9 protein-coding genes and 1 pseudogene are annotated in these 15807 nt (G+C 70.0%); 6 read left to right on the top strand and 4 right to left on the bottom strand.

The window, feature by feature from the left end; translation table 11 throughout:
• Positions 1-89 precede the first annotated feature (89 nt).
• Both AB0D27_RS12425 and AB0D27_RS12420 read right to left on the bottom strand, forming a co-directional pair.
• Positions 90-1190, bottom strand: coding sequence for a metallophosphoesterase (locus AB0D27_RS12425; RefSeq protein WP_362506062.1), 1101 nt, complete (start codon positions 1188-1190; stop codon positions 90-92).
• 204 nt (positions 1191-1394) lie between these two features.
• Entirely contained in the window at positions 1395-2507 is a 1113-nt protein-coding gene (locus AB0D27_RS12420; RefSeq protein ID WP_362506060.1) for a LacI family DNA-binding transcriptional regulator, read from the bottom strand.
• A gap of 470 nt (positions 2508-2977) precedes the next feature.
• Here AB0D27_RS12420 and hisC point away from each other — a divergent pair, with 470 nt between their 5' ends.
• Complete coding sequence (gene hisC, locus AB0D27_RS12415; RefSeq protein ID WP_362506057.1) at positions 2978-4057, top strand: histidinol-phosphate transaminase; 1080 nt, start codon at positions 2978-2980, stop codon at positions 4055-4057.
• Here the strand turns inward: hisC and AB0D27_RS12410 are convergent.
• Positions 4054-4428 carry a cyclophilin-like fold protein gene (locus AB0D27_RS12410; RefSeq protein ID WP_362506054.1) on the bottom strand — a complete coding sequence of 125 codons (375 nt, stop codon included), beginning with the start codon at positions 4426-4428 and terminating at the stop codon, positions 4054-4056. The genes hisC and AB0D27_RS12410 overlap by 4 nt on opposite strands.
• A 237-nt stretch (positions 4429-4665) precedes the next feature.
• Between AB0D27_RS12410 and AB0D27_RS12405 the strand changes: the two genes are divergently transcribed.
• From AB0D27_RS12405 to AB0D27_RS12390, 4 genes and pseudogenes are all read left to right on the top strand, one after another.
• Positions 4666-6174, top strand: a complete 1509-nt coding sequence (locus AB0D27_RS12405; RefSeq protein ID WP_362506051.1) for a cytochrome ubiquinol oxidase subunit I — start codon at positions 4666-4668, stop codon at positions 6172-6174.
• Between the two features lie 20 nt (positions 6175-6194).
• On the top strand, positions 6195-7202 hold the full coding sequence (gene cydB, locus AB0D27_RS12400; RefSeq protein ID WP_362506048.1) for a cytochrome d ubiquinol oxidase subunit II: 1008 nt from the start codon (positions 6195-6197) through the stop codon (positions 7200-7202).
• A gap of 60 nt (positions 7203-7262) precedes the next feature.
• Positions 7263-10871 (top strand): thiol reductant ABC exporter subunit CydD, encoded by a 3609-nt coding sequence (gene cydD / locus AB0D27_RS12395; protein ID WP_362506045.1) that lies wholly within the window; start codon positions 7263-7265, stop codon positions 10869-10871.
• Positions 10872-11466: 595 nt separating this feature from the next.
• Positions 11467-13187, top strand: a pseudogene (locus tag AB0D27_RS12390) (GAF domain-containing protein).
• Positions 13188-13549: 362 nt separating this feature from the next.
• Here AB0D27_RS12390 and AB0D27_RS12385 read toward each other — a convergent pair.
• A complete protein-coding gene (locus AB0D27_RS12385) occupies positions 13550-14437 on the bottom strand; it encodes a Cof-type HAD-IIB family hydrolase (RefSeq protein WP_362506042.1) in 888 nt (295 codons plus the stop codon).
• 452 nt (positions 14438-14889) lie between these two features.
• Between AB0D27_RS12385 and AB0D27_RS12380 the strand changes: the two genes are divergently transcribed.
• Positions 14890-15735 (top strand): siderophore-interacting protein, encoded by an 846-nt coding sequence (locus AB0D27_RS12380; RefSeq protein WP_362506039.1) that lies wholly within the window; start codon positions 14890-14892, stop codon positions 15733-15735.
• The last annotated feature ends 72 nt before the right edge of the window (positions 15736-15807 follow it).

The raw sequence follows: 15807 nt of genomic DNA, 5'->3' as shown, positions 1-15807 counted from the left end.
CGGTGACGGCACGCCGTGACAGGGGGTTTCCAGAAATTGGCGCCTGGCCAGCGCAGTCCTTCACGAGGGGACGCCTGCCCGTTGAACGCTCAGCTATCCAGGGGAAGTTGCTGGACCAGCAGTTTTCCGGCCATGGTCACACCGCCGTCCATCGCGATGGCCAGCCCGTCGGCGTAGAGATGGGGTCTTTCGACCACGGGACCCGAGCTGTCCTCGCCGTCCTCCGAGCCGACCTCGCCCAACAGATACGGAATGGGGCTGTGACCATGGACGATGCGGGTGCCGCCGTATGCGCTGAGCAGTTCTCGGACCGCCTCGGCGCCCCCGTCGTCGCGGAAGGCGAAGCGCTTGGTGAACTTGCGGAAGAGGTCCCAGCACTCGTCCGCGTCATTGCGCGTGAGGGTTTCGCGGACGGTGTCATTGACCGCTTCGATGGAGTCGCCGTAGTCGAGATAGGCGGTGGTGTCGGAGTGCACCAGGAGGTGTCCGTCGACCTGTTCCATGGCGTCGAGACGGGCCATCCACTGCAGATGGTGGTCCTGGAGACGGTCCATATCGGTCTTCTGGCCGCCGTTGAGGAGCCAGGCGGCCTGGAAGGTGGCGGTGCCTGCGCCGGAGTTGACGGGGGTGTCGCCGAACCGCTTGGCGCCGAGCAGGAGCAGCTCGTGATTGCCCATGAGCGCCTTGCAGTAGCCGCCGGCCGCGGCCGCCTCGGCCGACAGCCGCATCACCAGGTCGATCACGCCGATGCCGTCGGGGCCGCGGTCGGTGAAGTCACCGAGGAACCACAGGCGGGAGGTCCCGGCGGACCAGTTGGCCGCGGCGTCGATGAGGCCCTTCTCCTGGAGGGCGGCGACCAGCTCGTCGAGGTATCCGTGCACGTCGCCGACGACATACAGCGCCCCCGGCCCGTCGGGGGCGGGCCCCGGGTCGGCCACGGCGGCGGGGTCAACAGCAACCTGCAGGGTGTCACCCCGGTTGATGACGGGCAGATCGCGCTGCGTCGGCGTGTACTCCTGCGGATAGTCCGCGGACGCGTACTCCGCCGGCTCCTCGGCGGGTCCGGCGCCCTCGCCGGGAGGCGTGCTCTGCGCGTACGGACCGGTCTCGTGGACGTACGCGGGCACCCGGAAGTCGCGCAACGTCGCCGTCCGCACCGCCTCGGGTCCCTGGCCGGCCCCCTGAGTCATCGACCCCTCCACCACCATCGCGCCGCATCTGCACCGGATCGGACTGCCTGGTCGCAGCGGCCCGCGGTGTCGTCCGCCCATCATAGGAATGCGGATCGCGCCATGTGATGACCCAGGGGTGGTGAATCGGAGCAGGAGACCAGATCACCGCGGCTTTCGCCCGAATTGGGAGGGGCTTTTCCCGCCCTTGCTGTTCACCGGGCGTCAACCCACATCGGGCGATCGGGGCGCACTGACGGTCGTACGGGGCGGACGGCGCTCGGAGGACGTCCGCACGATCAGCTCCGTCGGTATCACCTGCTCGACCGGTTGGTCCGATTCGACCCCTTCGATGGCGTCGATGAGGAGCTGGACCACGGCCGTGCCGATCCGGCGCGGTTTGAGGGAGAGCGTGGTGACGGGCGGCTCGGTGTTGGCGTAGACGGTGGACTCACTGCAGCAGACCAGCAGCAGGTCGTCCGGCACGCGCAGGCCGTAGCGGCGGGCCGCGGCGAGCAGGTCGGTGCCGTTCGGGTCGAAGAGACCGTAGACGGCGTCGGGGCGGTCGGGCCGGGCCAGCAGCCGGTCGGCGGCGACGGCTCCCGCGCACGGATCGTGCGCCGGGTAGGCCTCGTACACCGGATCCTGGCCCACGCGCTCGCACCAGCGCAGGTATGCGGTGGTGGAGAGGTGGGTGTACGTGTCCGTGCTGGTGCCGGTGAGGAGGCCGATCCGGCGGGCGCCGGCGTCGGCCAGGTGGTCGAGGATGCCCAGGACGGCGGCCTCGTGGTCGTTGTCCACCCAGGCGGTGACCGGGAGCGAGCCGGCCGGGCGGCCGTCGGAGACGACCGGTAATCCCTGCCGGACCAGCTCGCTGACGACCGGGTCCTGGTCGGACGGGTCGATGACCACGGTTCCGTCCAGGGCGACGTTCGACCACACATCGTGGCGCGAGGTCGCGGGGAGGATGACCAGGGCGTAGCCCCGGGCGAGCGCGGCCGAGGTGGCGGCTCTGGCCATCTCCGCGAAGTACGCGAACTCCGTGAAGGTGAAAGGTTCATCCCCGTACGTCGTCACGGTCAGGCCGATGAGCCCTGACTTGCCGGTACGGAGGGTTCGGGCCGCGGCCGACGGGCGATAACCCAGCCGGTCGGCGACCTCGCGGACGTGGCGTCGGGTGGCGTCCGGGAGCCGGCCCTTGCCGTTGAGGGCGTCGGACACAGTCGTGATGGAGACCCCTGCGGCCGCAGCCACGTCTCTGATACCCGCCCGGCCTGGTCGACCGCCTCGGCGGGAGGTCTCCGCCCGGCTCACCTGGTGCTTCCCTGCTGCTGTCATGGCGAGCCGATAGTAGGGCTCATGCGGTGGGGTAGTGCGGACGCATATGCACGCGTTGACAGGCACGTTTCTGCATGGTCGAAAGTGGTCAACTGCCTTTGAAACAAAGGTAGTTGAACGATACAATCGCAGTACGTGACTTGTCGGCGCGCATGGGCCTGCCAAGTGGACCATGTTTCGAAGAGGTCTCAACTCACCTTCACGAGGGATGCGCGCCACGGCGTGAGCCACCGGCGCGCGCCGCGTCGGACGGCGCGCCCCCCCTTTCGTACGCCTTCGTACATGGATGACCACAGGGTCGTACGAGGTTGATCGCCAAGCCGGCTGTCCGAGGGTGATCGCCGGATCGGGGTCGGCTTGCTGTTCGGTTGTCCACAGCCCATTCGCAGCGGCGCCGAATCCTCATAAGGTGAGAAGCATTGGTAGCCGGTGGTGGTCATGAGCCGCTGGTGGTCGCGAGGAGGACTGCGGTGAGCGAGACGAGCCCCAAGCTGCGTGCCGAGCTGGAGGGTATCCCCACCTATAAGCCCGGCAAGCCGGCGGCGTCCGGTGGCCCCGTGGCGTACAAGCTGTCCTCCAACGAGAACCCGTATCCGCCGCTGCCCGGTGTGCTCGAGAGCGTCGCCGCCGCGACCGGGGCCTTCAACCGCTACCCGGACATGGCGTGCACCGCGCTCATGAGCGAGCTGTCGGACCGCTTCGGCGTTCCCCTCGCACACCTGGCGACGGGCACCGGCTCGGTCGGCGTCGCGCAGCAGCTGCTGCAGGCCACGAGCGGCCCCGGGGACGAGGTGATCTACGCCTGGCGGTCCTTTGAGGCGTATCCGATCATCACGCAGGTCAGCGGGGCCACCTCGGTGAAGGTGCCGCTGACACCCGGTGATGTGCATGATCTGGACGCGATGGCCGACGCGATCACCGACCGCACCCGGCTGATCTTCGTCTGCAACCCCAACAACCCGACGGGCACCGTCGTGCGCCGGGCCCAGCTGGACCGGTTCCTCGACCGGGTGCCCAGCGATGTGCTGGTCGTCCTGGACGAGGCGTACCGCGAGTTCATCCGCGACGTCGAGGTGCCCGACGGTGTCGCGATCTACCGCGAGCGGCCCAATGTCTGTGTGCTGCGCACCTTCTCCAAGGCGTACGGGCTCGCCGGGCTCCGGGTCGGCTTCGCGATCGCCCATGAGCCGGTGGCGGCGGCGCTGCGCAAGACGGCGGTGCCCTTCGGTGTGAGCCAGCTGGCCCAGGACGCGGCGGTCGCCTCGCTGCGCGCCGAGGACGAACTGCTCGGACGGGTCGGCTCGCTGGTGTGCGAGCGTCAGCGCGTGGTCGAGGCGCTGCGCGGTCAGGGCTGGACGGTGCCCGAGACGCAGGCCAACTTCGTGTGGCTGCGCCTGGGGGAGCGCACGCTCGACTTCGCCGCCGCCTGCGAGCAGGCTGGGGTCGTCGTGCGGCCCTTCGCCGGCGAGGGCGTTCGCGTGACGATCGGTGAGAACGAGGCGAACGACATCTTCCTGAAGGTGACGGAGGGGTTCCGCAAGGAGCTCTAGTCGTCCACGGGTTCCACGCGTACGGGGTCGCCGTCGCGCACGGTGGCGAGCGCGCGCGGATCGCCGTCGAGGCGGCCGAGGACATTGCACGGGCTCGCGAGGCGGCACTCGTCGCCTCGCGAGATCGGGGTGGGCCCGTAGGGGAGCGCGAGGGCGTCGCCGTCGGTCCAGAAGGCCACCGTGCCGGGCTCGACGACCTGTTGGGCGGCCGCCTCGCGGGCAACACGGACACCGGTGTCGAAGTAGACCTCCTCGCCCCAGGTGTGGGCGGTGGAGACGAGCGGCAGCGCTTTGGCCAGTGCCAGGGTGGTCGGGGTGTCGTCGAGGGTCGCGGTGAGATGCCCCGCGGGCCAGGAGATCCGTATCTGCATGCTGCGGATTCAACAATATGTTGAAGGCCTTGCCAAGGGGTCTGGCCTGCCTGTTTGCGCCCCGGGGTGAGGGATCCACGCTTAGGGACCCCCTCCTGTCAGCACTCGAACGGGCATGCGTCATAATTGCTTGTGAATGTGAACGCGTTCACAAGCGTGTCCGGTTGCTCCCGCGATGTGCCTGACAAACGGGGCAAACTGCCGCTGTGACCATGGCGATGTAAGGAGACTGACGACGTGGAATTGGCTTTGGCGCCGGAGACTCTGGCGCGATGGCAGTTCGGCATCACCACCGTCTACCATTTCCTCTTCGTCCCTCTGACGATCTCGCTCGCCGCGCTCACCGCCGGCCTGCAGACGGCCTGGGTGCGCACGGAAAAGGAGAAGTACCTCAGGGCCACCAAGTTCTGGGGCAAGCTCTTCCTGATCAACATCGCGATGGGTGTCGTCACCGGCATCGTCCAGGAGTTCCAGTTCGGCATGAACTGGTCCGACTACTCGCGCTTCGTCGGTGACATCTTCGGTGCCCCGCTGGCCTTCGAGGCTCTGATCGCCTTCTTCTTCGAGTCCACGTTCATCGGGCTGTGGATCTTCGGCTGGGACAAGCTTCCGAAGAAGCTCCACCTCGCCTGTATGTGGATGGTCTCCATCGGCACGATCCTGTCGGCGTACTTCATCCTGGCGGCCAACTCGTGGATGCAGCACCCCGTCGGTTACCGGATCAACAAGGCCAAGGGCCGCGCCGAACTCACCGACTTCTGGCATGTGCTGACCCAGAACACCGCGCTCGCTCAGGCATTCCACACACTCGCCGCATCCTTCCTGACCGGCGGCGCCTTCATGGTCGGCATCGCCGCCTTCCACCTGGTCCGCAAGAAGCATGTCGGCGTGATGAAGACCTCGCTGCGGCTGGGTCTTGTCACCGTCACCATTGCCGGCCTGCTCACCGCGGTCAGCGGTGACACCCTCGGCAAGGTCATGTTCAAGCAGCAGCCGATGAAGATGGCCGCCGCCGAGGCGCTCTGGGACGGTCAGAACTCGGCGCCGTTCTCGGTCTTCGCGTACGGGGACGTCAGCAAGGGACACAACAGCGTTGAGCTGTCCGTTCCCGGGATACTGTCCTTCCTCGCCGACGACGACTTCAGCTCGTACGTCCCCGGCATCAACGACACCAACAAGGCCGAGCAGGCGAAGTACGGTCCCGGCGACTATCGCCCCATCATCCCCGTCACCTTCTGGGCGTTCCGCTGGATGATCGGCTTCGGCATGGCATCCTTCGCCATCGGCCTCGCCGGACTCTGGCTGACTCGCAAGAAGTTCATGCTGCCGCAGCACCTGAGGGTCGGCGACGACGAGGTGCCGCATCTGGTCCTCTTCAAGAAGAAGGCACTCGGCCCGACGCTCACCAAGTGGTACTGGCGCATCGCGATCCTGACTCTTGGATTCCCGCTGATCGCCAACTCCTGGGGCTGGATCTTCACCGAGATGGGACGTCAGCCGTGGGTCGTCTACGGCGTGCTGCAGACCCGGCACGCCGTCTCCCCCGGCGTCTCGCAGGGCGAGGTCCTCACCTCGATGCTCGTCTTCACGGCGCTCTACGCGATCCTCGCCGTCATCGAGGTCAAGCTGCTCGTGAAGTACGTCAAGGCCGGCCCGCCCGAGCTCACCGAGGCCGACCTCAACCCGCCCACCAAGATCGGCGGCGACTCCCGTGACGCCGACAAGCCGATGGCCTTCTCCTACTAGGCCCAGGGAGCTGCAGAGTCATGGAACTTCACGACGTCTGGTTCGTACTCATCGCGGTCCTCTGGATCGGTTACTTCTTCCTGGAGGGCTTCGACTTCGGGGTCGGCATCCTGACCAAGCTGCTGGCCCGCGACCGCACCGAGAAGCGGGTGCTGATCAACACGATCGGTCCGGTCTGGGACGGCAACGAAGTGTGGCTGCTCACGGCGGCCGGCGCGACCTTCGCCGCCTTCCCCGAGTGGTACGCCACGCTCTTCTCCGGCTTCTATCTGCCGCTACTGATCATTCTGGTCTGCCTGATCGTGCGCGGTGTCGGCTTCGAGTACCGCGCGAAGCGGCCCGAGGAGCACTGGCAGCGCAACTGGGAGACCGCGATTTTCTGGACCTCGCTGATCCCGGCGTTCCTGTGGGGTGTGGCTTTCGGCAACATCGTGCGCGGAGTGAAGATCGACGAGCACTTCGATTACGTCGGCGACTTCTGGGACCTGCTCAACCCGTACGCCCTCCTCGGCGGACTGGTCACGCTGACGCTGTTCACGTTCCACGGGACGGTGTTCGTCGGGCTCAAGACGGTCGGTGGGATCCGGGAGCGGGCGCGGAAGCTGGCGCTGCGCCTCGGGCTGGCGACGGCTGTGCTGGCGCTGATCTTCCTGCTCTGGACTCAGGCCGAGAGCGGTGATGGCAAGTCGCTGGTCGCGCTGGTCGTGGCAGTGGTCGCGCTCGTCGCGGCGCTGGTGGCGGTCAACGTCGGCCGCGAGGGCTGGGCGTTCATGCTGTCGGGGCTCACCATCGTGGCGGCGGTCGCGATGCTCTTCCTGACGCTTTTCCCGAACGTCATGCCGTCCTCGCTCAATGATGACTGGAGCCTGACGGTCAGCAACGCGTCGTCGAGCCCCTACACGCTCAAGATCATGACTTGGTGCGCGGGGATCGCTACGCCGATCGTTCTGCTCTACCAGAGCTGGACCTACTGGGTGTTCCGTAAGCGGATCGGTACGCAGCACATCGCTGCGGATGTTGCGCACTGAGTCCGACCTCATGGCATGTTTCACGTGAAACATGCCTGATGAGCCAAGGGTGTGTTTCACGTGAAACCAATTGATCCGCGTCTGCTCCGGTACGCCCGTGCCACTCGCCTCTTCCTCCTGGCGGTCGTGGGGTTGGGCGTCGCCGGAGCGGGGCTGGTCATCGCCCAAGCGATGCTCATCGCCGAAGTGGTGGTCGGCGCCTTCCAGCGTGATCTTACGGTCACGGAACTCCGAACACCCTTGGTGCTGTTGGCGGCGGTCGCGATCGGGCGGGCGGTGGTGGCGTGGCTCACCGAACTCGCCGCGCACCGGGCGAGCGCTGCGGTCAAGTCGGAGTTGCGGGGGCGGCTGCTGGAGCGGGCCACAGGGCTCGGCCCCGGGTGGTTGAGCGGGCAGCGGACCGGCTCGCTGGTCGCCCTTGCGACGCGGGGAGTCGACGCGCTCGACGACTACTTCTCGCGCTATCTGCCGCAGTTGGGGCTCGCGGTGGTGGTTCCGGTGGCCGTGCTCGCGCGGATCGTCACCGAGGACTGGGTGTCGGCGGCGATCATCGTCGGCACGCTGCCGCTGATCCCTCTTTTCATGGTGCTGATCGGCTGGGCCACGCGGACCCAGATGGACCGTCAGTGGCGGATGCTGTCTCGTCTCTCCGGGCACTTCCTGGACGTTGTCGCGGGGTTGCCCACGCTCAAGGTCTTCGGCCGGGCCAGGGCTCAGGCCGAGTCGATCAGGAAGATCACCGGCGAGTACCGGCAGGCCACCATGCGGACGCTGCGGATCGCCTTTCTCTCGTCCTTCGCGCTGGAGCTGCTCGCCACCATCTCCGTCGCGCTGGTCGCGGTGACGGTCGGGATGCGACTCGTTCACGGCGAGATGGACCTGTACGTGGGGCTGGTCGTCCTTGTTCTCGCACCCGAGGCGTATCTGCCGCTGCGGCAGGTGGGCGCTCAGTACCACGCGGCGGCCGAGGGGCTCGCGGCGGCCGAGGAGATCTTCTCGGTGCTGGAGACCTCGGCGCCAGCCGCAGGCTCTCTGCGCGTGCCCGCGGGGGAGATCGGCTTCGAGGGTGTGACCGTGCGGTATCCCGGGCGTTCCGGGGACGCGGTGTCGGACGTCTCCTTCGCGGTCGAACCCGGTGAGACGGTGGCGCTCGTCGGGCCGAGCGGTGTGGGCAAGTCGACGCTGCTGAACGTCCTGCTGGGCTTCGTGGGGCCCGCCGAGGGCCGGGTGCGGGTCGGGGAAGTCGATCTCGCCGAGGCCGACCTGGCGGAGTGGCGCTCACGAGTCGCCTGGGTTCCGCAGCGGCCTCATCTGTACGCCGGGTCCATCGCCGAGAACGTACGGCTGGCACGGCCCGACGCGGACGACGCGGCGCTGCGGCGGGCTCTTGCCGACGCGGGCGCGATCGGCTTCGTCGACGCGCTGCCCGACGGGGCCGACACCCTTCTCGGCGAGGACGGGGCTGGCCTGTCGGCCGGACAGCGCCAACGCCTCGCCCTCGCCCGGGCGTTCCTCGCCGACCGGCCGGTGCTGCTCCTCGACGAGCCGACGGCTTCTTTGGACGGGGCGACGGAGGCGGAGGTCGTAGAGGCGGTGCGGCGGCTCGCCGTGGGGCGGACGGTGCTGCTGGTGGTGCACCGTCCGGCCTTGTTGGGAGTGGCGGACCGAGTGGTGCGACTGGAGCCTGGGGTGCCGGTCGGGGTGTCCGGTTCTGTGGAAGGCGGGGTGTCCGTCGGGGCGTCCGCTTCTGGGGAAGTGAGGGTGCCGGACGGGGTGTCCGGTGCTGAGGGAGGCGGGGTGTCCCTTGAGACGGCCGGCTTCGATGGACCCGGCCGTGTTTCACCGCTTCGAGCGAACGAGCCGGAAGGCGTGCCTGCGGTCGGCGGGGAGGACCACCCGGCCGCGCGGCAGCGTGGTGGTGTGCTCGCCCGGGTCCGTGCCATGGCCGCTCCCCGGCTTGGGCCGCTGGCGCTCGCGCTGCTTCTCGCCGCTCTCGCGCTCGGGAGCGCCGTAGGGCTGATGGCGACCTCCGGATGGCTCATCTCGCGGGCGTCCCAGCAGCCGCCGGTGCTGTATCTGATGGTGGCCGTGACGGCGACGAGGGCGTTCGGGATCGGGCGGGCCGTGTTCCGGTACGCGGAGCGGCTCGTGTCGCACGACGCGGTGCTGCGGATGCTGGCCGACACCCGGGTCGCCGTGTACCGGCGCCTCGAGCGCCTCGCGCCGGCGGGACTGCGGACGACCCGGCGCGGCGATCTGCTTTCCCGGCTCGTCGCCGACGTGGACGCGTTGCAGGACTACTGGCTGCGGTGGCTGCTGCCCGCGGGAGCTGCGGTGCTCGTGTCCGCCGCCTCCGTCGGTTTCACCGCCTGGCTGCTGCCGGCGGCCGGTGCAGCCCTCGCGGTCGGGCTGCTGGCGGCCGGGGTCGGCGTCCCGCTGCTGACCGGCGCCGTGGCGCACCGGGCCGAGCGGCGGCTGGCTCCCGCGCGCGGAGTCCTGGCGACACGGGTGGCCGATCTGCTCACCGGCACGGCCGAGTTGACCGTCGCGGGGGCGCTGCCCGCCCGCAGTGCACAGGCGCGGCGGGCCGACGGTGTGCTCACCCGCATCGCCTCCCGGGCCGCCACCGCGACCGCGCTCGGCGACGGGCTCACGGCGCTCGCGTCCGGGCTGACCGTCGCGGCCACCGCCCTCGTGGGCGCCCAGGCGGTCGCCGCCGGGCGCCTCGGCGGCGTGGCGATGGCCGTCGTCGTCCTCACGCCGCTGGCCGCGTTCGAGGCCGTCATGGGGATGCCGCTCGCCATCCAGTACCGGCAGCGGGTGCGCAAGAGCGCGGAGCGCGTGTACGAGGTGCTGGACGCCGCCGATCCCGTACATGAACCCGAGCGCCCGGCGCAGCCGCCCACGTCCGCGTTCCCCCTGGCCGTCAGGGGGCTGACGGCCCGCCACGGCGGACAGGACCGGGACGCGGTCGCCGGGCTCGACCTGACCCTCGAACGGGGGCGCAGGATCGCTGTCATCGGCCCCTCCGGGTCCGGCAAGACCACGCTCGCGCAGGTGCTGCTGCGGTTCCTGGACGCGGACGCGGGGACGTACACACTGGGCGGGATGGACGCGTACGCGATGGACGGGGACGCCGTACGCCGTCTGGTCGGGTTGTGCGCCCAGGACGCGCACCTCTTCGACAGCACGGTGCGCGAGAACCTGTTGCTGGCCCGGAAGGACGCCGGCGAGGCCGCGCTGCGCGACGCGCTCGCGCGGGCGCGGCTCCTCGACTGGGCGGACGGGCTGCCCGACGGGCTCGACACGCTGATCGGCGAGCACGGGGCACGGCTGTCCGGCGGCCAGCGGCAGCGGCTCGCGCTGGCCAGGGCGCTGCTCGCCGACTTCCCCGTCCTCGTCCTCGACGAGCCCGCGGAACACCTCGACCTGCCGACGGCCGACGCGCTCACCGCGGATCTGCTGGCCGCGACCGAGGGCCGTACGACCCTGCTGATCACCCACCGGCTGGCCGGGCTCGACGCGGTGGACGAGGTGATCGTGCTGGCGGAGGGCCGCGCGGTCCAGCGCGGTCCCTACGCGGAGCTGGCGGCCTGCGAGGGGCCCCTGCGGGAGATGGTGGAGCGGGAGGCTGCGGGGGATCTGCTGGCCGGCGCCGCGGCCAGCTGACCACGGTCCCATTCTCGCGGCCTCGCGCCTGTGCGGGGTCGTCGGCCACGGCGGTCGGCGCGCTCAGCGCGGTACCGCAGCCTGTGTAGCCGGGTTGTTGTGCGGTGCCCGGGGCTGTGGCGTCGGCTGCTGTGCGGTTTCTCGGCTCGTGTCGCCGGGTTGTTGTGCGGTGCCCGGGGCTGTGGCGTCGGCTGCTGTGCGGTATCTCGGCTCGTGTCGCCGGGTTGTTGTGCGGTGCCCGGGGCTGTGGCGTCGGCTGCTGTGCGGTATCTCGGCCTGTGCCGCCCGGATGTTCTGCGGTGCCCGGAGCTGCGGCCTCGCTGTTCTGCGGTGTCCTGGGCTGCGCCGCCGCGCCGCTCCGCAATACCCCGGTCTGCCGCGGCCTCCGCGCTCCGCGGTACTGCGCCGTGCCGCGCAGTTCTACGGCGTGCCCCGCTGCTCTACCGCCCGTCGCGCAGTGCCCCGCGCCGGCCGGTGCCGCCTTCCGCCGCCCGCGTTGCCCCAGCTGCCCTGAACGGCGCGGGCTCCCACCGCCCAGACCCGTCACCCCTCATCCCGACTTTCCCTTGCAAATGGGACTGACTACGCTCAAGGCATGTCAGCAGCTCACGCCTCGCCCGACTCGGTCGGCAGCACGGGTGAGGCGGCTCGGGCGGCCCGGACGCGGGCGCTGCACGGTCTGTCCGCGGAGCTGACCGCGCGGGTGCCGCAGTTGCTGGAGGCGATGCGGACGGTCGGGTCGGGGCTGGAGCTGCACGCCACGCTGGACCGGATCTGTGAGACGGCGGCCGAACTGACGGATGCGCGGTATGCGGCCATCGGGGTCGTGGCGGAGGACGGGGACGGCCTCGCGGACTTCGTCTTCCAGGGGGTCGACGAGGGAATCGCCCCATTGATCGGGCGGCTGCCCGGCGGGTACAAGGGCCTTCTGGTGCGCTCATCCACGACCCGGAGCCGATGCGGCTCGCGAACCTGGCCGACGACCCGCGCTCCTGCGGCCTCCCTGAGCACCATCCGCCGATGCGGAGCTTCCTCGGGGTGCCCATCCGGGTCCAGGGCGAGATCTTCGGCAACCTGTATCTGACCGAGAAGCGGGGCGGCTCCTTCGACGACTACGACCTCACCATGGTCCGCGTGCTGGCCACGGAGGCCGGTATAGCCGTCGGAAACGCCCGCCTGTACGAGGCCGCCAAGCAGCGCGAGCGCTGGATCGACGGCTCGGTGGCCGTCACCACCGCGCTGCTGGCGGGCGGCGACGCCGAGGACGCCCTCCAGGTCGTCGCCGAACAGGCCCGACGGCTCTCCGGCTCCGCGGCGGGGATCGTGCTGCTGCCCGCGGAAGAGGGCGGCCTGGAGATCGTCGCCGTCGCCTCCGAGCGCTCGTCGGAGGCGCTCGGCGTGGTCATGCCGCCGGAGAGCGAACTCGTCGCCGAAATCCTCGAAGGCGCCCCGGTGTTCGTCGAGGACGCGGCTGTCGATCCCCGCATGCTCAGTGATCTCGCCCGCGACTACGGGCCGGTCATGATGCTGCCGCTGCAGAGCGACGGCCGGGTGCTCGGGGCCCTCGTCACACCGCGGGCCCGCGGCGGCCGACCGTTCACGGAGACCGAGCGGACCCTCGCCGCGCAGTTCGCCTCCCAGGCCGCGCTGGCACTGATGGTGGCCGAGGCCCAGCGCGACAGGGAGCGGCTCGCGGTGTACGAGGACCGTGACCGGATCGCCCGTGACCTGCACGACCTCGTCATCCAACGGCTGTTCGCCACCGGCATGATGCTGGAGGGCGCGCAACGGCGGTCGGTCGTGCCCGAGGTACGGGCCGGCGTCGGCAAGGCGGTTGATGCCCTCGACGTCACCATTCAGGAGATCCGCACCGCCATCTTCGCGCTCCAGCCGGGCCCCAGTGAGGTGCCGTCCGGGCTGCGCACCCGCGTGCTGCGCGAGATCAAGATGGCCGCCGTACCCCTCGGCTTCAAGCCCGGCCACCTCTTCGTCGGCCCCGTGGACACGATGGTCGGCGAACTCACCGGCAAGAACCTCATCGCCGCCCTGCGTGAGGCGCTGTCCAACGCCTTCCGGCACTCCGAGGCATCCCGCATCGACATCGCCGTTGACGCGACCGTGCTCCTTCCGGACGGCCGCCAGGGCGTACGGCTGACCGTCGCGGACAACGGCGTCGGTATCCCCGAGAGTGGCCGGCGCAGTGGCCTGAGGAACCTCGAGCGGCGCGCCGAGTCTCTGGGCGGCGCCAGTTGGCACGGGCCGGGGATCGGCGTGAACGGCGGCGGTACGACGGTGGTGTGGCAGGCGCCGTACTGAATCCCCTTGTGGCCGGCGGCTCCTGTTCGGCATCTCTCGTGTGCGCGGCCCTGCTGAGGCATGGCCTTGTGCCCGGCCCTGCTGAGGCATGGCCTTGTGCCCGGCCCTGCTGAGGCATGGCCTTGTGCCCGGCCCTGCTGAGACATGACGTCGCGCCCAGCCCTGCTGGGGCATCGACTTGCGCCCGGCCTCCATTCGGCCCAGCGTCCCTGGGCCATCAGTGGTCGCCGACCTCCTCCGGACATGGGCTCGGCCGTCGACCCTCTCCCGTGGCCGGCCGAACACCGGGTCGAGGTGTAGCCGCGCCGGCGGCGCGGTCACCGGCAGCGGTGGCGGTGGCGGTGGCGGCGCGCAGCGATCGGCTACAGCCGTTCCGCGAGTATCCGCTCGATCACGACCGCCACCCCGTCGTCGTTGTTGGCGACCGTCCGCCCGGAAGCCGCGGCGATCACATCGGGGTGGGCGTTGCCCATCGCGTACGACTGGCCGGCCCAGGTGAGCATCTCGACGTCGTTCGGCATGTCACCGAAGGCGATGACCTCCTCGTGGGAGATCCCGCGCTCGGCGCAGCACAGCGCGAGGGTGCTGGCCTTGGAGACACCGGGACCGCTGATCTCCAGCAGAGCGCTCGGGCTGGAACGGGTGACGTTGGCGCGGTCGCCGATGGCCAGGCGGGCCAGGGTGAGAAAGGCGTCGGGATCGATGTCGGGGTGGTAGGCGAGGATCTTGAGCACCGGCTGATCGGCGTCCAGGGCGTCCTCGGCGAGGAGCTTCTCTGCGGGCGCGACGATCTCGGGGGGCTCCATGTGCAGCGACGGGTATGCCGGTTCGAGATGGAGCCCGTACGTCCGCTCCACGGCGCACACGGTGCCGGGCGCGGCCGAACGCAGCAACTGGATGGCGTCGAGCGCGATGTCGGGCGCCAACTCGCGGATCTTGACGAAGCGGTGGGCGCCCGGGCCGCCGTGCAGGTCGACCACGGCGGCGCCGTTGCCGCAGATCGCCAGGCCGTGCCCGTGGACGTGGTCGCTGACGACGTCCATCCAGCGGGCGGGGCGGCCGGTGACGAAGAACACTTCGATGCCCGCCTGCTCGGCGGCGGCGAGGGCGGCGATCGTGCGCTCGGACACCGACTTGTCGTCGCGCAGCAGGGTGCCGTCGAGATCCGTGGCGATCAGCCGGGGCGGAACGGTGGAGGCCGGGGTCTCGGGCCGTCGAGTCGCTGAGGTCACCCGCTCATTCTCCCGCATATGCGCGCACGGCCGTGCGTCGGTCCGCACACTTGAGTGGTTACCGTCCTCACCTGCACCGTTACCCCCCGTCGGTCTCAGGGCAGCTGTGCCGGGGCCTCGGCCACCGAGCTGGACACGGCGCTGCTCTCGCTCGCCCCAGCCGGCCTGCGGGCCTCCCTGCACCCCAGACCCGCCCGATGTGCGGAAAGACAGCCCGGGCGGTACGGCGTCCCCTCGTCTCCCCCAGGTCGGCGGGCGCCGCTCCAGATCCGCTGTCTGCAACCGACACTGCGGATCTACTACCCAACACCCTCTCGCTCTGGCTGAGCGGGAGGGCGCCGAGAGAACCCGGTGCCGGAAAACGGTGACGCCGCGTTCCGCTGCCCGGTATCCCCTCGCGGGCAGCCGCAAGGGTGTTACTTTTTGCGCGATTGTAAGTTCTTGGTAGCCGTTCCACGGGGGAGATCGTCATGGCAGAACGACCGCAGCGCAGGGCCCGGCACGTCCACGTCGGCCGGGTGGTGCGCAGTTGGCGCCTCACCCCGCACATGCAGCGCGTGGTCCTCGGCGGTGAGGGCCTGTACCGCTTCGCCGCGGGCGAGTTCACCGACCACTACGTGAAGCTGCTGTTCCCGGCACCCGGCGCGACCTACCCCGAGCCGTTCGACCTGGACCAGATCCGCGCCGAGCTGCCCCGTGAGCAGTGGCCGGTGTCCCGCACGTACACCGTCCGTTCCTGGGACGTCGAAAGCCGCGAGCTGACCATCGACTTCGTACTGCACGGGGACGAGGGTGTCGCCGGGCCCTGGGCGATGCGGGCCCAGGAGGGCGACATCCTGCGCTTCGGCGGCCCGGGTGGCGGCTACGCCCCCGACGCCGGCGCCGACTGGCATCTGCTCGCCGGCGACGAGAGCGCCCTGCCGGCCGTCGCCGCCGCCGTCGAGGCGCTGCCCGCGGGCACCCACACCAAGGTCTTTCTGGAGGTGGCGGGGCCCGAGGAGGAGCAGAAGTTCGCCGGTGACGCGGAGGTCGTCTGGCTGCACCGGGGAGAGCGCCCCATCGGCGCGGCTCTGATCGAGGCAGTGCGCGCGCTCGACTTCCCAGACGGCCGCGTGCACGCCTTCGTGCATGGTGAAGCGGGCTTCGTGAAGGAGCTGCGCCGACTGCTCCGGGTGGAGCGCGGTATCCCGCGGGAGCAGCTGTCCCTGTCCGGCTACTGGCGTCTGGGCCATGACGAGGAGGGCTGGCAGTCCTCCAAGGGGGAGTGGAACGCCCAGGTGGAGTCGGAGCAGGACGGCGGCGCCCCGGCTGCTTGAGTCCGGCGGGTCCGAACAATGCTGGACGGGCTGGAGGAATCCAGCCCGTCCAGCATTGTTGTGTCCGTGCAC

It is taken from the genome of Streptomyces sp. NPDC048415 (assembly GCF_040651675.1).
GTDB lineage: Bacteria > Actinomycetota > Actinomycetes > Streptomycetales > Streptomycetaceae > Streptomyces.
This window is presented reverse-complemented; position numbering and strand designations above follow the sequence as displayed.